Origin of the sequence: Konateibacter massiliensis, from assembly GCF_900184995.1 — a bacterium.
GTDB lineage: Bacteria > Bacillota > Clostridia > Lachnospirales > Lachnospiraceae > Lachnotalea > Lachnotalea massiliensis.
In genome coordinates this window covers 2152775-2171540 of the sequence record NZ_LT860099.1, presented here as the reverse complement: position 1 = coordinate 2171540, position 18766 = coordinate 2152775, and the positions used below count along the sequence as shown (strand labels likewise).

19 protein-coding genes are annotated in these 18766 nt (G+C 42.4%); all 19 read left to right on the top strand.

The genetic code is table 11. The features are described 5' to 3' along the window. The gene (locus CTY48_RS15690; RefSeq protein WP_099469396.1) at positions 1-1113 is read left to right on the top strand and encodes a SufD family Fe-S cluster assembly protein; all 1113 of its coding nucleotides are present in this window, start codon (positions 1-3) and stop codon (positions 1111-1113) included. Beyond that, positions 1110-2336, top strand: coding sequence for a cysteine desulfurase (locus CTY48_RS15685; RefSeq protein WP_099469395.1), 1227 nt, complete (start codon positions 1110-1112; stop codon positions 2334-2336). Before CTY48_RS15690 ends, CTY48_RS15685 begins: the two co-directional genes overlap by 4 nt. Further along, entirely contained in the window at positions 2326-2757 is a 432-nt protein-coding gene (gene sufU / locus CTY48_RS15680; protein WP_099469394.1) for a Fe-S cluster assembly sulfur transfer protein SufU, read from the top strand. Before CTY48_RS15685 ends, sufU begins: the two co-directional genes overlap by 11 nt. A 3-nt stretch (positions 2758-2760) precedes the next feature. Continuing rightward, on the top strand, positions 2761-3219 hold the full coding sequence (gene bcp, locus CTY48_RS15675; protein ID WP_099469393.1) for a thioredoxin-dependent thiol peroxidase: 459 nt from the start codon (positions 2761-2763) through the stop codon (positions 3217-3219). Positions 3220-3426: 207 nt separating this feature from the next. Then, positions 3427-4446: a glutathione S-transferase family protein gene (locus tag CTY48_RS15670; protein WP_099469392.1), complete on the top strand. Its 1020-nt coding sequence runs from the start codon at positions 3427-3429 to the stop codon at positions 4444-4446. 21 nt (positions 4447-4467) lie between these two features. Continuing rightward, positions 4468-5418: a transporter substrate-binding domain-containing protein gene (locus CTY48_RS15665; RefSeq protein ID WP_236354977.1), complete on the top strand. Its 951-nt coding sequence runs from the start codon at positions 4468-4470 to the stop codon at positions 5416-5418. Positions 5419-5433: 15 nt separating this feature from the next. After that, on the top strand, positions 5434-6180 hold the full coding sequence (locus CTY48_RS15660) for an amino acid ABC transporter permease (protein ID WP_099469391.1): 747 nt from the start codon (positions 5434-5436) through the stop codon (positions 6178-6180). A gap of 3 nt (positions 6181-6183) precedes the next feature. Further along, the gene (locus CTY48_RS15655; RefSeq protein ID WP_099469390.1) at positions 6184-6948 is read left to right on the top strand and encodes an amino acid ABC transporter ATP-binding protein; all 765 of its coding nucleotides are present in this window, start codon (positions 6184-6186) and stop codon (positions 6946-6948) included. A gap of 17 nt (positions 6949-6965) precedes the next feature. Continuing rightward, on the top strand, positions 6966-7469 hold the full coding sequence (locus tag CTY48_RS15650) for a GNAT family N-acetyltransferase (protein WP_099469389.1): 504 nt from the start codon (positions 6966-6968) through the stop codon (positions 7467-7469). A gap of 23 nt (positions 7470-7492) precedes the next feature. Beyond that, positions 7493-8446: a glutathione S-transferase family protein gene (locus CTY48_RS15645; protein WP_099469388.1), complete on the top strand. Its 954-nt coding sequence runs from the start codon at positions 7493-7495 to the stop codon at positions 8444-8446. A gap of 19 nt (positions 8447-8465) precedes the next feature. After that, positions 8466-9476, top strand: a complete 1011-nt coding sequence (locus tag CTY48_RS15640) for a glutathione S-transferase C-terminal domain-containing protein (RefSeq protein WP_099469387.1) — start codon at positions 8466-8468, stop codon at positions 9474-9476. A 160-nt stretch (positions 9477-9636) separates the two neighbouring features. Continuing rightward, positions 9637-10782 (top strand): trans-sulfuration enzyme family protein, encoded by a 1146-nt coding sequence (locus tag CTY48_RS15635; protein ID WP_099469386.1) that lies wholly within the window; start codon positions 9637-9639, stop codon positions 10780-10782. A gap of 21 nt (positions 10783-10803) precedes the next feature. Then, complete coding sequence (locus CTY48_RS15630) at positions 10804-11979, top strand: MalY/PatB family protein (protein WP_099469385.1); 1176 nt, start codon at positions 10804-10806, stop codon at positions 11977-11979. A gap of 9 nt (positions 11980-11988) precedes the next feature. Beyond that, complete coding sequence (locus CTY48_RS15625) at positions 11989-12894, top strand: LysR family transcriptional regulator (RefSeq protein ID WP_099469384.1); 906 nt, start codon at positions 11989-11991, stop codon at positions 12892-12894. A gap of 303 nt (positions 12895-13197) precedes the next feature. Further along, a complete protein-coding gene (locus CTY48_RS15620; protein WP_099469383.1) occupies positions 13198-14199 on the top strand; it encodes a methionine ABC transporter ATP-binding protein in 1002 nt (333 codons plus the stop codon). Next, positions 14189-14857 (top strand): methionine ABC transporter permease, encoded by a 669-nt coding sequence (locus tag CTY48_RS15615; RefSeq protein WP_099469382.1) that lies wholly within the window; start codon positions 14189-14191, stop codon positions 14855-14857. The genes CTY48_RS15620 and CTY48_RS15615 overlap by 11 nt, the downstream gene beginning before the upstream one ends. A 16-nt stretch (positions 14858-14873) precedes the next feature. Further along, positions 14874-15695 (top strand): MetQ/NlpA family ABC transporter substrate-binding protein, encoded by an 822-nt coding sequence (locus tag CTY48_RS15610; protein WP_099469381.1) that lies wholly within the window; start codon positions 14874-14876, stop codon positions 15693-15695. Positions 15696-15905: 210 nt separating this feature from the next. Continuing rightward, the gene (locus CTY48_RS15605) at positions 15906-16451 is read left to right on the top strand and encodes a hydrolase (RefSeq protein WP_099469380.1); all 546 of its coding nucleotides are present in this window, start codon (positions 15906-15908) and stop codon (positions 16449-16451) included. A gap of 176 nt (positions 16452-16627) precedes the next feature. Beyond that, positions 16628-18742 carry a methyl-accepting chemotaxis protein gene (locus CTY48_RS15600; RefSeq protein WP_180272753.1) on the top strand — a complete coding sequence of 705 codons (2115 nt, stop codon included), beginning with the start codon at positions 16628-16630 and terminating at the stop codon, positions 18740-18742. The last annotated feature ends 24 nt before the right edge of the window (positions 18743-18766 follow it).

Sequence of the window (18766 nt, the reverse complement as noted above, 5' to 3'; positions counted from 1 at the left end):
ATGACAACGAAGATAAATAAATATAAATATGAAATAGAAAGAATGCAGGTAAAAACATGGTCTTGGCTGAAGGTAAATACAGCAAATTTAGGCCTGTATGCCGATGAGGAAAAGGGATTAAAGGATGTCTCCATTGAGGCATCTGATGCGATAGAGATCAGTCACGATATTTCCGGCGCTGCGTTTCCGAAGGACGCTTCCAAGGAATTTATGAATGAAGAGATGGAGAAATTTTTGGAGGAAAACAGAAATGTCTGTTATTATATCCGAATTCCCGATCATCACAAGGAGAAGGAGCCTATCCGTATTACGTTTGAATTTGACAAAAATACAAACGTGTTTGCGGAGGATCTTGTCATTGAAGCGGGAGAGCAGAGCGAGAGCAGTATTTTAATCCAATATGTATCAAAAGACGGAAGCGAAGGCTATCACAGCGGCCGTACAAGGGTGCTTGTGCAGCAGAATGCTTCTTTGAAACTGATGAAAACCCAGCTCTTAAATGACAATACAGAGCACAATGATATATTCGGTGGAACGGTTGCAGAAAACGGAAAGCTTTCTGTGTTACAGGCAGAAATGGGTTCAAAGGGTGCTGTTGCAAGCTGGAATGTGCTGCTGTTAGGAGAGCAAAGTGAGGCGGATGTGGATGTGGTCTATGTCGGAGAAAAGGAAAAGAAGTTGGACTTTTCAAGCCGTGTAGAGTTTCAGGCACCTAAATCTGTAAGTAACGTGCGTGTCAGAGGAGTTCTGCTCGGACATAGCAAAAAGATATTCCGCGACACACTTGATTTTATAAGCGGCTCCCGCGGCGCAAAGGGGCGTGAGGAGGAAGAGGTATTGATGCTGAGCAAAAATGCCAGAAATATTTCAGTTCCCCTTATGTTTTGCGGCGAGGATGATGTGCAGGGCGAGCATGCTGCCTCCTCCGGACGACCGGATGAGAGTACGTTATTTTATCTGATGAGCAGAGGATTAAGTGAAGCAGATTCAAAAAAGCTTCTGGCTGAATCAAAGTTTGCGGCAATACTTGACAATCTCTCTGATGATGCGTTGAGGGAAGAAATATTGGAGCGCCTCAGAACTTCCATCGAAGAAGGAGGAAATGAGTCATGATTGATTTTTCAAAGGATTTTCCTCTTCTGCAAACGACGGATGAAATGGGAAGACGACTTGCCTACCTTGACAATGCGGCGACGACACAAAAGCCTTTTGCCGTTTTGGATGCGGAAGCAGATTACTATAAAAATAAAAATGCAAATCCTCACCGTGGTGCCTACGATTTGAGTATGAAAGCCACACAGGTGCTGGAGAGCGTAAGGGAAAAGACGAAAAGATGGCTTCATGTGCCGGAGGACGGCGAGGTTATTTTTACAAAGAATGCCACCGAGAGCCTGAATCTTGTGGCATACAGCTACGCTATGAATGCCGTTTCTGCAGGCGATGAAATTGTGTTGGCAGTTTCCGAGCACCACAGCAACCTGGTTCCGTGGCAGAATGTTGCCAAGGCAAAAGGAGCGGTACTGACTTATCTATATTTGAATGAAGAAGGCAGAGTTACCAAAGAGGAAGCGCAGCAAAAGATTACCACAAAGACAAAGCTTGTGGCAATCGCACAGGTATCCAATGTGACAGGCTATGTAAACCCAGTTGAGGACATCATTGAGATGGCACACAAGGTCCAAGCCGTGGTTGTTGTGGACGGAACACAGGGTGCACCGCATCTTTTTGTGGATCTTGGTAAGCTTGAGGCAGATTTTTACGCATTCTCCGGTCATAAGATGCTGGCACCGATGGGAATTGGAGTGTTATATGGTAAAAAGAAGCTTTTAGAGCAGATGCCGCCGTTTCTTTATGGCGGAGATATGATTGAGTATGTGGAAGAGCAGACGACCACCTTTGCACCTGTTCCGCAGAAGTTTGAAGCGGGAACCCAGAATATGGGAAGCATTGCAGGCTTTGGCGCAGCGATTGATTATATTGAAAAAATTGGTATGAATCAAATCCGTTCGATTGAGGATGAGCTCACAGCTTATTTGATAGAAAAATTAAAGGGAGTGCCGCATCTTACGATTGTAGGCTCTGACTCCTTGGAAAACCGCATCGGTGTCGTACCTTTTGTCATAGAAGGGGTACACCCTCATGATGTGGTGACAATTGTAAATAAGGACTTAATCGCGATTCGCTCAGGAAATCACTGTGCACAGCCGCTTCATAACTTTTTGAAGGTTCCGGCGACCTGCCGCGCAAGTGTTTATCTGTACAACAGCAAGGACGAGATTGACCGGCTTGCGGAAAGTCTAAAAGGTGTAAGGAGGTGGCTCGGTTATGGAGCTTGATGAATTATATACGGATTTAATATTGGAATACAGCCAGTCAAATACCCACAGAAAGCCTCTGATTCGTCCCAATTATAAGATGCGAGGTGTAAATCCGAGCTGCGGCGATAATATTGAGTTGGAATTAAACGTAGAAAATGGTATGATAAAGGAAGTAGGGCTCCTTGGAAACGGCTGTGCCATTTCCCAAGCCTCAGCCGCCATGATGGCAGAGCTGATAGAAGGAAAAACTGTGGAGGAGGCGAAGCAGTTTGCAAAAACTTTTATCGGCATGATACAAAAGACGGTGACAGACGAAGAAGCCTTGGAGGTTTTAGAGGAGGCGAGAGCCTTTCAGAATATTTCCAATATGCCTGCGAGAGTAAAATGTGCGGTACTTTCATGGCATACCTTGGAGGAAGCTCTTGAAAAGGAGGAATGATGCATGTTAGAAAAAGGAATGAAAGCACCTGATTTTACGTTGCCGGACAAGGATGGAAACGAAGTTACATTATCCGATTTTCTTGGGAAAAGGGTTGTAATTTACTTCTATCCCAAAGATAATACTCCCGGCTGCACAAAGCAGGCATGCAACTATGCGGACAACTACAATCTGTTCTTGGAAAAGGGAGTGGTAGTGCTTGGAATCAGCAAGGACACCGTCGCTTCCCACGAGAAGTTTGCAGAAAAGTATAGTCTGCCTTTCCCGATACTTGCAGACCCCGAGTTAAAGGCAATCAAAGCGTATGATGTATGGCAGGAAAAGACGTCCTATGGTAAGACGAGCATGGGAACTGTTCGCACAACTTACATCATCGATGAACAAGGCATTATCGAGAAGGTTATGACGAAGGTAAAGACAGAAACCAATGCAGTGGATGTGTTGGAGCATTTAGTACTGTAAGAGCGGAAAAAAGAAAGTCGATTATGAGCGAAGCTTATAATCGGCTTTTTTTGTTATAAGTTTTAGATATAACCAGTTTTAGTTTTTTTGTAATTTACAAATTCATATCGGAATACTATAATATGCCTATATTAACTAAGTTATAGAGGAGTTTATTCGATAACAGTACAGAAATCGGAAGACAAGAACACAGAAAAGGAGACAGTTATGGCGAATGGAGAAAATAGAGAGACGATAGAAAAAGAAAAAATTAGTTTCGGAAATGTGGCGACCGCGGAAGAGGTCAATGAGCTTTCCAAATCCGGAGCGTTTGTGAGACAGGATAATTATTTTATCACACCATTTGGGGATAAGGAAGGAGAGCTTCCGGTTGAGGCAGGGCGTTATCGCCTGATCTGGACTCCGCTTTGCCCGTGGGCGACCAGGCAGGTTATAGCATTTAAGCTGCTCGGTCTGGAAACGGTCATAAGCGTCGGTACAGTGGCTCCCGTGAGGACGGAAAACGGCTGGGAATTTTCACTTGATAAGGATGGTGTTGATCCGGTACTTGGAATTCGTTACCTTCCTGAGATTTATGCAAAGACAGCGCCGGAGTATACCGGAAGAGCAACGGTTCCTACGATTGTGGATGTCAAAACCGGAAAAGTGGTAAATAACGATTACCACCACCTAACCAATTACTGGGAGACGGTGTGGAAACCATTCCACAAAGAAAATGCGCCGGATTTGTACTCGGAGGATTTAAGAGGTGAAATTGATGAACTAAACGGCATCTTATTTCACGAAATCAACAACGGAGTGTACAAAGCAGGATTTTCCCAGTCACAGGAGGCATACGAAAACGCATATGATTTGGTGTTTCATCGATTAGACTGGTTGGAAGAAAGGCTTTCCAAGGGAAGATATTTATTCGGTGACCGTTTGACCGACTCAGACATTCGACTTTATGTGACACTGGCAAGATTTGATATTGCATACTATTTCGCGTTTAAGACAAATCGAAACCGCATCACAGATTTTGAAAATATTTGGAACTATGCGAAGGATTTATACAGTATCCGGGCATTTAAGGAGGCTACCGATTTTGATGCAATTAAGAGAGGCTATTTATTAGGAAACCACGCGCACAACCCATACAATATTTTACCGAAGGGGCCGGACTTATCCATTTGGGATGAGCCAAACAACAGAGAAGAGAAATTTGGAAAGAGCAAATATATCTATTAAAAAAGAAAAGAGGATAATATTATGAAAAAAAATATATTTAAAAAATTGGCAGCAGGGATCATGATTACAACAATGGCAGCAGGAATTTTAACAGGCTGCGCAGGAAATACAAGTACAAAGAGCACAGAGAGTGCAAGTAGTACAGAGACTACCGAACAGACAGCAGATACGGATACAGCAGAAACCAGTGCCGCAGAGGCAACCGATACAGCGGCAGCAAACACCGAAGAGGTAGTGACGATTTATGCGGCAACAGGCGGAAGTCCAAAACCATTTACCTTCGTGGACGACAACAATGAGCTGACCGGACACAACATTGAGTTGATTAAGGCGATATTTGAAAAGCTTCCTCAGTATAATCTTGAAATTGAAGTGACCGATTTTCCATCTATTTTTGCAGGGCTTGACTCAGACCGCTATCAGATTGGTGTAAATAATTTTGCATCAAATGAGGAAAGAAAAGAAAAATATTTGTTCAGTGATCCGATTTTTGCAAACCAGTATGTTGCTATTTTTGCAAAGGACAGCGATAAGGCAGCTACCGTAGAGAGCTGGGACGATTTGGCAGGCTTAAAGACGATTTCACAGGCAGGTATTAATATTACAACAGCCCTTGAGAGCTATAATGCAGAAAACCCGGATAAGGCAATTCAGATTGAGTACAGTGAATCAGACTTGGTCTTACAGATTCAGGACGTAGAAGCGGGAAAATATGACTTTGTGCTGATGGATAAGCCGATGTTTGAATATTATCAGAACGAATTTAACTTTAATGTAGTCGGAGCTGATTTAGGCAGCGATGTTGCGCAGGATTTACTGCCATCCCCTTACAGCTATTTGATCATCAGCAAAGGAAATGAGAAGTTGACAGAGGAAATCAACGAGGCATTGAAGGAAGTAATCGCGGACGGAACAAGCAAGGAAATTAACGAGAAATGGTTTGGTACGGATTATACGCCGACTGAAAACTAAAACTGGAGGAGCATTATGAGCAATTTGTTTGACGGGAAATTGGTGTTTACCCAGATACCAAAATTATTGGAATATTTGCCGGTTACGCTTGAATTGACCGTAGTTGCACTGATAATTGGCTGGGTAGTCGGTCTGCTGATAGCCATAATAAAGATGAAGAAAATACCTGTGTTATCGCAATTATCGACATTGTTTGTCTCTGTAGTAAGAGGAACACCGATTATTGTACAGCTATATCTCACCTATTTTGGGATACCGATTGCTCTGAAATATTTTAATTTTTATAACGGTACGTCCTATAATGTAAATGCAATACCGCCGATTATCTTTGCAATTGTTGCACTGGGGCTGAACCAATCGGCATTTGACTCGGAAACAATACGAGCGGCCATCCAATCGGTGGACAAAGGACAGGTAGAAGCCGCAAAATCCATGGGGATGACAGGAACACAGATTCTAAAAAGAGTGCTCCTTCCACAGGCAGTGACAGTTGCACTGCCGTCTCTTGGAAACTCTCTGATTGGCTTAATCAAAGGAACCTCGCTGGCATTTACCTGCTCCGTAGTGGAGATGACGGCGAGAGGAAAGATTATTGCAGGAAACAACTACCGTTACTTTGAGGCTTACTGCGCACTTGCGATTATCTACTGGCTTCTGACAATCGTGATAGAATGGGGCTTCCGTGCAATTGAGAAAAAAATGAGCGTGCCGGAGGATGTACCGCAGACGAAAGCAGAGAAACAGTTGTCAATGGAGGTGTAACCGATGAGCTTTGTAGAGATAAGAGATGTTAGCAAGAAATTTGGTCAAAATGTTGTATTGGACGGAATCAGCCTAGACATCAAGCAGGGTGATGTGGTAGCAATCATCGGACCCTCCGGAACAGGAAAATCAACCCTGCTTCGTGCGATTAATCTGCTGGAAAAGCCTGAGAAAGGCGAAGTCACAATTGAAGGAAACACCTACGATTTGACTACCAAATCAGCGAAAAAAAAATTAGAGCTTCGAAAAAGTACAGAGATGGTGTTTCAGCAGTTTAATCTTTTTAAAAACCGGACTGCACTTGAAAACGTGATGGAAGGTCTGATTGTAGTAAAAAAACTGAAAAAAGCGGAAGCGAGACAAATTGCAATCAAGCAGCTTGAGAAAGTGGGAATGGGCGACAGGCTTCACCATTATCCAAGACACCTATCAGGCGGACAGCAGCAGAGAGTGGCAATCGCAAGGGCACTTGCAATGGAGCCAAAGATGCTTTTGATGGATGAGCCGACCTCTGCGCTTGACCCTGAGCTGGTGAGCGAGGTGTTGCTCACGGTAAAGCAGGTGGCACAGGAAGGAAATACAATTTTGTTAGTGACGCATGAGATGAATTTTGTAAAAAAAGTTGCAAACCGTGTTATTTTTCTGGAAAACGGCAAGGTGGTAGCGGATGGAACGCCGCAAGATATATTTGAAAATCCAAGCAATGACAGACTGAAGGAGTTTTTAGTCAAAATCCATATGCTGGAAGGATTAGAGTATAATATATAAGAATTAAGGTGACTGTGATGAACATTATATATAAGACGACAAAAGAAGATGTAAACTGGCAGGAGGTATCGGAGGTGTTAGAACGCTCCGGGCTCTCGAAGCACCCGGCATGGGAGCAGGAAATTATATTTAAAAACAGTTACGCTGTCTCATTTGTCTATGATGAGAATAAAATTGTGGGTGTGGCAAGAGCATTGTCGGACGGCGTGTGTCAGGCTGCAATCTACAATGTAGCGATTGATGAGGAATATCAAGGCTACGGAATTGGCAGAAAGTTAATTGAAGCTCTGCTTTCACAGCTTGAAGGGCAAAATATAATCTTGTATACCCATCCAAGGACGGTAGCATTGTATGAAAAATTAGGCTTTCGAAGAAATAAAACGAGTATGAGTATATTTCATGGCTCAAAGGAGCAGTTGGACTGGATGAGTGAGCAAGGCTTCTTGCTGCCGGAAAATTATCGGTTTGAGGATGAGCATGGAAGAGCCGATATGAACTATAAAGCACCCGAACACAAGTGATGGAAGAGAGGAAGTTGATTGTTATGTCAACCAAATTTATAAAAGAGGAAGTAAAGGCAGACGGCAGATTTGAGAGACAAAAGAATCATTTCACGACGCCGTTTGGAAACGAAGAAGGACAATTGCCCGTTGAAGCAGGAAGATACCGCATTCTATGGGCGCCCGTATGCCCGTGGGCACATCGAAGCATTATTGTGAGAAGAATATTAGGGCTTGAAAACGTAATCAGCGTTGGAACGCTGGACCCGATACGACCGAATATTGAGCGCACCGACTGGTCATTTACATTAGATGAAAATGAGGAAGACCCTGTATTAAAAATAAAATATTTAAGTGATATTTATTTAAGCACAGATCCAGAATATCAGGGGCGCTTTACGGTACCCTGTGTTGTCGACTTAAAAACGAAAAAGGTAGTCAACAACGATTATTTTAATCTCACCAAGTATTGGGAGTTGGAATGGAAGGAATTTCATAAAGAGGGAGCACCGGACCTATATCCCGTGGAACGAAGAGAAGAAATTGATGAACTGAATGATATTTTATTTCATGAGATTAACAACGGAGTTTATAAAGCGGGCTTTGCCAGAAGCCAAGAGGCATATGAGGAGGCTTATGAACTTGTATTTAACCGCTTAGACTGGCTGGAAGAGCGTTTGTCACACCAGAGATATTTATTTGGTGATCAAATTACCGAATCCGATATCCGGCTGTATGTTACACTAGCCAGATTTGATGTGGCTTATCATAACGGCTTTTTATTAAATCGTAATAAATTAATTGATTTCCCAAATCTTTGGGCATATGCAAGAGACTTATACCAACAGGAGGGATTTGGGGATACCACGGATTTTGATGCAATTAAGAAGCACTATCATTTGTGCTGTCTGTCCACAAACCCATATGGGCTTCTCCCAAAAGGACCGGACTTATCCATATGGAACACGCCTCATGGCAGAGATAGGCAGATATATTAGATAATAGGAGGGTATTCAGATGTCAAACGAAGAGATTAACGTAAGATTACGTCCCAAAGAAATAGAATCCGAAATCGATGAAAGAGGAGCCTTTATCCGCCAGCCCAATCATTTTACAACTCCGTTCGGAGAGGGAGAAAATGACTTAAAGGCTGAAAAAGGAAAGTATCGGTTATTCTGGGCAAAGGGCTGTCATTGGTCAAACCGTGCCTCTATTGTAAGAGAGCTGTTAGGCTTGGAGGAGGCAATCGGAATTAATTTGGCGGGGCACAGCAAAGAAAACAGTGCTTACGGATGGGAATTCGTCTATAATGAAGATAGAAAGGACCCGGAATTAGGGGTACAGTTTTTAAGCGAGCTGTATTACAATGCAGACGCTGATTATACAGGGAGATGCACGGTTCCGGCGTTGGTTGATGTAACGACGAAACAGGTAGTAAACAATGACTATCACAGACTTACCAATTATTTTGAAACCGCTTTTCGCCCTTTTCAAAAGGAAGATGCACCGGACCTTTACCCGGAAGAGATCCGAAAGGAAATCGATGAGTTCAATGACTGGCTGTTTCCAAATGTGAATAACGGAACCTACCGCATGATGTTTGCTCAGTCTGTCACAGCCTATGAAGAAGCCTTTGAGGACTTTTACAATGCACTGGATGCAATCGAAGAACGGCTTTCCAAGAACCGGTTTTTATTTGGTGATTATGTGACGGACAGTGATGTGCGCTTGTTTGTAACCCTAGCAAGATTTGATACACACTATTACAGAAACCTAGGTCCGATTAAGCATAGAGTTGTCGATTACAAAAATATTTGGGATTATTGCAGAGACTTGTATGAAATTCCAGCCTTTAGAAATAATACCTATTTCAAAAGCTTCTCAAAGCCGGTCGATAAAAGGGAAGGAATCTTTCAAACATTCAGCACCAGGTTTTACGATCAGATTGATTATGATAAAATATGGTCAGCACCGCAAAACCGCAAGGAATTAAGCAAGAATCCCGAAGAAAAGTTTTTAAGACATTAAGAACAGCAATAAAAATAGAAGTAGAAATTCAGAATAATTACGGATTAAAAGGCTATAGGGAAAACCTATAGCCGATTTTCGTTATAAAGTATTACCACTATTTTAGTAGGAAATGTATAATGGTAATCATCAATGAAAGAAAAAAGCAAGGAGAAACGCTATGGAAAAATCAATTGACACAGTTTGTATACATGGTAAAAATGCAAGAAGACCGGTCGATAATACAGGAGCAATCAGTTTTCCGATTTATCAGACAGCAGCCTATGCTCATCCGGCAGTCGGTGAAAGCACGGGCTATGACTATTCCAGACTTCAAAATCCGACAAGGGAAGAGGCAGAGAGGATTGTTGCAGATTTGGAGGACGGCGTTGACGCGCTGGCTTTTTCATCAGGAATGGCGGCAATTGCTACGTTTTTTGAGTTGTTTAAGCCAGGAGACCATATTATTGTGACAGATGATTTGTATGGCGGGACGATTCGCCTTCTTGATAACGTAAATACGAAGAACGGTCTGGAAATTACCTATGCAGATACAAGCAATTTGAAAAATATAACGGACAATATCAAGGAAAATACGGTGGCACTCTACATTGAGACGCCGACCAATCCGATGATGAAGGTGACAGATATTGAGAAAGCCGCGGCAATCGCAAAGGAGAATAATATCCTCCTCATTGTAGACAATACGTTTTTATCACCGTATTTCCAGAAGCCTTTGCTGCTCGGCGCAGACCTTGTTGTGCACAGCGGAACGAAATATCTGGGCGGTCACAATGATACGATAGCCGGGTTTTTGGTGACGAAGCGTCAGGATATCAGCGAGAAGCTTCGCTACTTAATCAAGACGACCGGAGCGGGGCTTTCCCCATTTGACAGCTGGCTTTTGCTTCGCGGCATTAAGACATTGTCTCTTCGCATGGAAAAGCATCAGGCGAATGCGGTTGCCATCGCAGACTTCCTGAAAGCGCATAAAAAGGTGGAAAAAGTATATTTTATCGGATTGCCAGATCACCCTTCTCATGAGATAATTAAGAAACAATGTAAGGGTTATGGCGGTATGATTTCCTTTACGGTGGATAGCGAGGAGACGGCAAAAAAAGTATTACAGAAGGTAGAGCTGATTCATTTTGCAGAAAGTCTAGGAGGAGTGGAAACCCTGATGACTTACCCGATATACCAGACACATGCGGATGTACCGATTGAAAAGAGGCTGGAACAGGGAATTGATGAACGCCTTCTTCGCATTTCCGTCGGAATTGAGAATGAGAATGATTTAATTGCCGATTTGGCACAGGCATTGGAATAAAGTAAAAAGGAGTAGTGCAACATGGGAAGTAAGTATGATTTTGATTCCGTGATTGACAGGAAAAATACAAGCAGTCTGAAATATGACTTTGGGATGAGACGACAGGGAAGAGAGGATTTGCTTCCTCTGTGGGTTGCAGATATGGATTTTCAGTTGCCATCTGAGGTGCTGGAGGATATTCAGAAGGTGGTAAGCCACGGAATTTTCGGATATACGGACCCGAAAGAGGATTATTTCGAGGCGGTTCAGGGCTGGTATAAAAGGCAATTTGACTGGGAGACAAAGCGGGAATGGATTATCGTGACTCCGGGCGTTGTATTTGCCCTTGCACAGGCGATTAGGGCATTTACGAAGGAAGGCGAGTCAGTATTGATTCAGCAGCCTGTTTACTATCCATTTTCCGAATGTATCGTGGACAACAACCGAAAACTCGTAAACAATCAGCTTCACTATGAGAACGGAAGATACACGGTTGATTTTGAGGACTTTGAAAAAAAGATAGTGGAGAATCAGGTAAAGATATTTTTACTTTGCAATCCGCATAATCCGGTCGGAAGAGTGTGGGATGAGGAAGAATTAAGGCGAATGGGAGATATCTGCCTTGCACACGATGTGCTCGTCATTTCCGACGAAATCCACGGAGATTTTGTCTATCGGAAAAAGCATTATGTGTACGCAGAGCTTGGCGAAGAATATAGAAAAAACAGCATAATCTGTACGGCGCCGAGCAAGACATTTAATATAGCAGGGCTTCAGATGTCCAATATTTTTATTCCGAATCAGGGGCTGCGCCGCCGATTTAGACGTGAAGTGAGAAACGTTGGCTACAGTCAGATTAACACAATCGGCCTTGCCGCCACAAAATCCGTTTACACAAAAGGCCATGAATGGTACACTGAATTAAAGGAATATTTATGGGATAACTATTTGTTTGCAAAGCAGTTCATTGAGGAACGTATTCCGAATATTCGCGTGGTAGAGCCGGAAGGAACGTATCTTTTATGGCTTGACTGCAGCGGGCTTGGACTTTCGGCGACAGAGCTTGAAAATCTTATCCTCAATAAAGCAAAGCTCTGGCTCGACAGCGGTGTTATTTTCGGCAAGGAAACCGCACTGTTTCAGCGAATCAATTATGCCTGCCCAAGAAGTGTGTTAGAGCAGGGACTTGTTCAGCTGGAAGCGGCATTAAAAGAATAAGGTGATAGAATGACATTACAACAATTGAGATACGCCATTATGATTGCAGACTGCGGTTCAATGAATGAGGCAGCAAAACGGCTCTTCATTTCTCAGCCGAGCCTTTCCGGAACCATCAAGGAATTAGAGCTGGAAATTGGGACAGACATCTTTTTCCGCTCGAACAGAGGAATTGTCATCACGCCGGAAGGCGAGGAATTTCTCGGCTATGCAAGACAGGTGGCAGAGCAATACCGTCTTTTGGAAAACCGCTATATTGAAAAGGATTCCAAGAAGAAATTCAGCGTTTCCATGCAGCATTACTCCTTTGCCGTAAAGGCGTTTGTGGAGGTAGTAAAGAAAGTGGGAATGGAGCAGTATGAATTTGCGGTGCATGAGACAAAGACCTATGAAGTGATTGAAAATGTAAAAAATTTTAAGAGTGAACTTGGCGTTTTATACTTAAATGATTTCAATGAGCAGGTTCTGTCAAAGGTGCTCAAAGAAAACAGTTTGGAATTTATTGAGCTGTTTCAGTGTGATACCTATGTGTACTTATGGGGTGAACACCCCTTGGCAAAAAAGGATAAAATCACGATGAAGGAGCTTGAGGAATATCCTTGCCTTGCTTTTGAGCAGGGGAAGAACAATTCCTTCTATCTTGCCGAAGAGGTGATGAGCACCTATGATTACAAGCGGATTATCAAGGCGGATGATAGAGCTACAATGCTAAACCTTATGGTTGGCTTAAACGGTTATACGCTGTGCTCCGGAATTATATGCGAGGAATTAAACGGAGATGATTACCGTGCCGTGCCGCTTGCGGAGAGCGAGAAAATGCGAATTGGCTATATCAAGCGAAAGGGTTCCAATGTCAGCCGCTTAGGTGAAATCTATATAGAAGAATTGAAACGATATGAAAACAGGGTGCTATAGGTTTTACCTATACCTAACTATCATTTTTGAATATTAGCACATTCTTTTCATATCTGATATAATGACTTTATCAAACGAAGGAAAGGAGAGAACGGTTATGCGTACTTTAAATATAATGTCAAATGAAATAATGTGTTGCGATGACAGAGGCATGTGTGGTATCATGCTTTATCAGGTGCGTTTAAATCCGTTTTCCCTGTGAGAAATAGTTTACTCCGGTAAAGTGAAGGTGAAAACAGCGCATCTTATGTTATAATCATAGAAGCGTTGTTTTTTTTATTACCAAACAGGAAGGGGTAAAATATGATTCGTATTGAGAATGTAAGCAAGGTATTTAAGACAACAGCAGACGAAATCAAAGCGGTTCAAAACATAAATCTCACGATTGAAGATGGAAGTATATTTGGAATTATCGGTTTATCCGGTGCAGGTAAATCCACTTTGGTGCGATGTATCAACCTATTGGAAAGACCGACAGCCGGAAAGATTTTTCTAAATGATGTGGAGTTGACCGCATTGACTCCCAGAGAGCTGAGACAAGAGAGAAAGAAAATCGGTATGATTTTCCAGCAGTTCAATTTGCTTGAGCAGAGAAATGCGCTCAAGAATGTATGCTATCCTTTAGAGATTGCAGGAATGCAGGCAAAGGAAGCAAAAGAAAAAGCAAAAGAGCTGTTAAAGCTTGTCGGCTTGGAGGATAGGATGGATAACTACCCATCCCAGTTGTCAGGAGGGCAAAAGCAGAGGGTTGCGATAGCGAGAGCCTTAGCGACAGACCCGCAGGTGCTCTTGTGCGATGAGGCAACAAGTGCCTTGGACCCAAATACGACAAGATCGATTTTAGATTTGCTGAAAAAAATCAACCAGACACTCGGAGTGACCATTGTAGTCATCACTCATGATATGAAGGTAGTGGAGCAGATATGTGACAGGGTCGCAGTTTTAGAGCAGGGAATGGTGGAAGAGACAGGTGCCGTAAAAGACATCTTCATCTCACCAAAGTCCAAGATTGCGCAGGAGCTTATCTTCCCGAAGAGTAAGGGAGTTTCCACAATGCTTGGAAAGAGGATTTTACGACTTGTTTTTGACGGACAGTCATCCTTTGAACCGGTCATTGCAAACCTTGTATTAAAATGTCAGACGATAGTAAATATCTTAGGAGCCAGCACAGAGGATGTAGGCGGTAAAGCCTTTGGACAGATGATTTTAGAACTGCCGGAGGATGAACTGGCAATTGCCAGGGCAAAGGGATATTTAGATTCAATCGGAATTCATTATGAGGAGAGTGAGATAAATGGAAATTAATCAGTTGGTATTATTAATGCTTACAGGAGCAAAGGAATCTCTTTATATGACCCTTGTGGCAACGGCGTTTTCCTATTTTATCGGAATTCCCGTAGGAGTACTTTTGTTCATTACAGATAAAAATGGAATATGGGAAAATAAAATCCTGAACACAGTTTTGGGAATTATTGTAAACCTGACACGTTCCATTCCTTTTATTATTTTGCTGGTTGCCATGCTTCCGGTTACCCGCTTTATCGTGGGAACAAGCATCGGCTCCACCGCAACAATCGTTCCGCTTGTATCGGCAGCAACCCCGTTTGTAGCGAGAATGGTGGAATCCTCCTTAAAAGAGGTAGATGGTGGAATTATCGAAGCAGCTTTGGCGATGGGCTCCAGCACATTTCAGATTATATGGAAGGTTCTTTTGCCGGAGGCAAAACCGTCCTTGATGGTAGGTTGTACGATTGCCATCACAACTATTTTAGGATACTCCGCTATGGCTGGCTTTGTCGGCGGCGGCGGACTTGGAGCAATCGCAGTTAATTACGGTTATTACCGTTATCAAACGGATATTATGCTCATAACAGTGGTTCTGCTTGTCATTATTGTGCAGATATTCCAGGAGATTGGAATGAGATTTGCCAATCGGACAGATAAGAGAATAAAGAATTCGTAGAAAAGAGGAGATTATTATGAAAAAAAGAGTTATATCATTTATTTTACTGACGGCACTATTAACAACAGCATTTTCCTTAGCCGGCTGCTCACAGGCATCCAAAACAGATGACAAGACAATTAAGGTAGGTGCTTCACCGGCTCCTCACGCTGAAATTTTGGCGCAGGTAAAGGATGTACTTGCAGACGAGGGTTATACGTTAGAAATCGTAGAGTACAATGACTACGTATTACCAAACACTGCATTGGACAGCGGAGAACTGGATGCAAACTATTTCCAGCATCAGCCATACTTAGATGATTTTAATGCAGAAAACGGTACAGATATCGTATCTGCGGGCTCCATCCATTTTGAGCCGTTTGGTATTTATGCAGGAAAAACTGCCTCTATCGCTGATTTAGCAGAGGGCGCCACCATTGCAGTTCCAAACGACGCAACAAATGAGGCAAGAGCACTTCTTTTACTGGAGGCACAGGGACTTATCAAATTAAAAGAGAATGTAGGACTTAGCGCAACAAAGCTTGATATTGCAGAGAACCCATTAAACCTGAACATTGAAGAGATTGAAGCAGCTCAGATTGTACGTTCTTTAGCAGACGTTGACCTTGCAACAATCAATGGTAACTACGCAATCGACGGTGGATTAAGCGTATCGGACGCTCTTGCATCGGAGGATTCAGCATCCCTTGCGGCTACTACATATGCCAACATTGTTGCAGTACAGGCAGGACATGAGAATGATGAGAAGATAAAGGCACTTATAGGCGCTTTACAAAGCGATGCAGTTCGCCAGTTTATTGAAGAAGAATATAAGGGAGCAGTAGTTCCTGTATTCTAAATTTATATCACAGGAATTCTATTTCTAAAAAATTACGCCGCTTATATTGATAAGTGGCGTATTTCCATATGATATGAAATTTCATATCATATGGATACATTATGCACGCCATGCGGATAGGAAGTAGTTGCTTTGCAACCCGCACGGGCGCAACGTGTGAGTAAACTCACACTTTTTTATTATGATATGAGAAAAGGAGAGAATTTTATTATGACAAGAGAAGAAGCATGGGATATTTTGACCGAGTATAATGAGGATCCGTTTCATTTGGAGCATGCTCAGATTGTGGAGCAGACGATGAAATATTTTGCAAGGAAGCTTGGTTACGGGGAGGAAGAAGATTTATGGGGGATTGTGGGACTTTTGCATGATTTAGACTTTGAGAAGTATCCCCAGGAGCATTGCATCAAGAGTCAGGAAATCATGAGCGAGAAGGGAATTGATCCGAGAATCATCCGTGCAACTGCCAGCCATGGCTATGCAATCACCGTGGATATCAAGCCTGAACATGAGATGGAAAAGGTGTTGTATGCGGTAGATGAACTTACCGGACTTATCGGGGCGGCAGTCTTGATGAGACCGTCAAAGAGTGTGCAGGATTTGGAGTTAAAATCGGTGAAGAAGAAATATAAGAGTAAAAGCTTTGCTGCAGGTTGTTCCAGAGAGGTAATTGAGCGCGGAGCAGATATGCTCGGCTGGAGTCTGGATGAGCTGATTGAACAGACGATTGAGGCTTTAAAGACATTTCAGGATTAAATATGTTGTCATATATTCAGATATTTATATAAAAAAACAGCAAAATAACCAAATGAAAAATTGAAAATATGAGAATACTGGTAAAAATAAATAAAAGTCATTGACGAGACCCAGCAAAAAATACTATAATATGCCTATAGAGGAAAAGCGAAAAAACAAAAGAGGGGGACATGACGATGTTTAAAAATTTAAAGCTTGCTTATAAGATAAGCATTATGATTGGAATCATCGTAACTCTGGGCGTTATAGCAGCCAGTGGAATTATCCTAGGAAATGTATATACAAACTCGTATGATCAAGCTATTATGCTTGCGGAAGAAGCGAGCCTTAGCTATGCAAAGGATGTCGGAAGTGATTTTGATGTGGCATATACAACCGTGAATGGAATTCGCAACACGGTATTGTTTGCAAAGCAGTCAGGCAATATTACGAGAGAAAAGATTGTCAGTCAGTTGGAAACCACATTGGAGGAAACTCCATCACTGCTGAGTATTTATGCATTATGGGAGCCTGACGCTTATGATGGGAAGGATGCCAAATTCAGCAATCAGGAGGGCTGCGATATAAAGGGAAGATTTCTTCCTTATATTGTGAGAACAGATGACGGAATTTCTGTGACCATCCGTGAGGATTACGCTAAGGCGGGCTCAGGAGATTACTATTTAGTGCCAAAGAATACGAAGGAGCCTATTTTCATAGATCCTTACTATTATGAGGTAAACGGTAAAAATGTTTTGATTTGTTCCCTTGCAATGCCGATTATGGACAACTCAGGAAATTTCCTCGGCGTTATCGGTGCAGATATCAGTATGGATTCCTTTCAGGAAAAAATAAATACCGCACAGCCGATGGGAGGCTATGCCCAGCTTATCACTGAAAGAGGAGTGATAGTTGCGGACGGAGGCAATACAGAATATATTTTGAAAAATATTGCAAGCCTGGATGCATCCCAAAACAATATTGTCAATAAAATTAAAACACACAGCTCTTTTACAGTAAGAGGAAAATCAATTTATACAGGAAGTGATGTTCTGTCTGTATATGAGCCGATTGTATCGACTACAATGTCAACGGGCTGGGCTTTTGCCGCTCATATTCCGCTTGATAATGTCTTTTCGAATTACAATACGCTTTTAACCGCAATTATTTTGGTTATGGCGATTTTTATTATACTTGTAGCATCAATTGTCTATGTACTGATCAGCAGATCAATAAAGCCGCTTGTCATAGCTACCCGTTATTTGGAGAATTTGGCAAATGCAGACTTCTCCGTGCAGATAGACGGAAAATATCTGAAACGAGGGGATGAAGTAGGTATTCTTCTGAAATCCATGAGGAAGATGCAGGAGTCCATACAAGATATTATAAAGGGTGTAAAGCAAGTGACAGACGGCGTTACGGTATCAATCGGCGGAGTCGGAACGGCAGTGGAGAATTTGAATTTTCAGATTGAGGAAATTTCGGCTACGACAGAAGAGTTGTCTGCACAGATGGAAGAGACGTCAGCTTCTACAGAGGAGATGAGTGCTTCCTCGGCTGAAATTGAAGATTCAGTTTTGGATATGGTGGAAAAGACAAAAACCGGTATCGATGCTGTTGCAGAAATTAAAAAGCGAGCACAGGAATTAAAGGCGTTAGCGCAAGAATCACAGAGAACAGCAAATGAGGTATATGCTTCTACCTCAGAGAACCTGTTAAATGCGATTACAAAATCAAAATCCGTAGAGCAAATTGGTGTATTGTCAGATGATATTTTGGCAATCAGTTCTCAGACGAATCTTTTGGCGTTAAATGCGGCAATCGAGGCAGCAAGAGCCGGGGAAGCAGGAAAAGGTTTCGCGGTTGTTGCAGATGAGATTAGAAAGCTTGCGGAGGCATCGAGTAAGACGGCGAATCAGATACAGGATATTACAAAAAATGTATTGGAATCAGTTGATAACCTTTCTCAAAGCTCAGAAGAGATTCTAAAGTTTATGGATGAGAAGGTAATAGAAGATTATAAGCACCTGGTAAGAACCGGAAATCAATACAATGAGGATGCTGTATTTGTGGATGATCTTGTATCAGAATTCAGCCATAGTTCAGAAAGGGTTCACGAGGCAATTATGAGCATGAAGCAGACAATCGACGGAGTTGCGATTGCTGCTGAGGAGGGTGCTCTCGGAACCTCAAATATCGCGCAGAAATCCGGTACAATATCTGAAAAGGCAAGTCAGGTTACAAGTGAGATGGAACAGATGGGACAAGGTGCCAAGGAGCTTGGTGATTTGGTTTCCAGATTTAAGATTTAACTGAAGTCTGAATAGAAAAAATGA

Bases quoted from the DNA above. Each gene is read 5' to 3' on its own strand.
- CTY48_RS15625 (WP_099469384.1), top strand. From the start codon at position 11,989: ATGACATTACAACAATTGAGATACGCCATTATGATTGCAGACTGCGGT.
- CTY48_RS15615 (WP_099469382.1), top strand. From the start codon at position 14,189: ATGGAAATTAATCAGTTGGTATTATTAATGCTTACAGGAGCAAAGGAA.
- CTY48_RS15610 (WP_099469381.1), top strand. From the start codon at position 14,874: ATGAAAAAAAGAGTTATATCATTTATTTTACTGACGGCACTATTAACA.
- CTY48_RS15670 (WP_099469392.1), top strand. From the start codon at position 3,427: ATGGCGAATGGAGAAAATAGAGAGACGATAGAAAAAGAAAAAATTAGT.
- CTY48_RS15655 (WP_099469390.1), top strand. From the start codon at position 6,184: ATGAGCTTTGTAGAGATAAGAGATGTTAGCAAGAAATTTGGTCAAAAT.
- CTY48_RS15640 (WP_099469387.1), top strand. From the start codon at position 8,466: ATGTCAAACGAAGAGATTAACGTAAGATTACGTCCCAAAGAAATAGAA.
- CTY48_RS15645 (WP_099469388.1), top strand. From the start codon at position 7,493: ATGTCAACCAAATTTATAAAAGAGGAAGTAAAGGCAGACGGCAGATTT.
- sufU (WP_099469394.1), top strand. From the start codon at position 2,326: ATGGAGCTTGATGAATTATATACGGATTTAATATTGGAATACAGCCAG.
- CTY48_RS15620 (WP_099469383.1), top strand. From the start codon at position 13,198: ATGATTCGTATTGAGAATGTAAGCAAGGTATTTAAGACAACAGCAGAC.
- CTY48_RS15600 (WP_180272753.1), top strand. From the start codon at position 16,628: ATGTTTAAAAATTTAAAGCTTGCTTATAAGATAAGCATTATGATTGGA.
- CTY48_RS15665 (WP_236354977.1), top strand. From the start codon at position 4,468: ATGAAAAAAAATATATTTAAAAAATTGGCAGCAGGGATCATGATTACA.
- CTY48_RS15605 (WP_099469380.1), top strand. From the start codon at position 15,906: ATGACAAGAGAAGAAGCATGGGATATTTTGACCGAGTATAATGAGGAT.
- CTY48_RS15685 (WP_099469395.1), top strand. From the start codon at position 1,110: ATGATTGATTTTTCAAAGGATTTTCCTCTTCTGCAAACGACGGATGAA.
- CTY48_RS15635 (WP_099469386.1), top strand. From the start codon at position 9,637: ATGGAAAAATCAATTGACACAGTTTGTATACATGGTAAAAATGCAAGA.
- bcp (WP_099469393.1), top strand. From the start codon at position 2,761: ATGTTAGAAAAAGGAATGAAAGCACCTGATTTTACGTTGCCGGACAAG.
- CTY48_RS15630 (WP_099469385.1), top strand. From the start codon at position 10,804: ATGGGAAGTAAGTATGATTTTGATTCCGTGATTGACAGGAAAAATACA.
- CTY48_RS15660 (WP_099469391.1), top strand. From the start codon at position 5,434: ATGAGCAATTTGTTTGACGGGAAATTGGTGTTTACCCAGATACCAAAA.
- CTY48_RS15690 (WP_099469396.1), top strand. From the start codon at position 1: ATGACAACGAAGATAAATAAATATAAATATGAAATAGAAAGAATGCAG.
- CTY48_RS15650 (WP_099469389.1), top strand. From the start codon at position 6,966: ATGAACATTATATATAAGACGACAAAAGAAGATGTAAACTGGCAGGAG.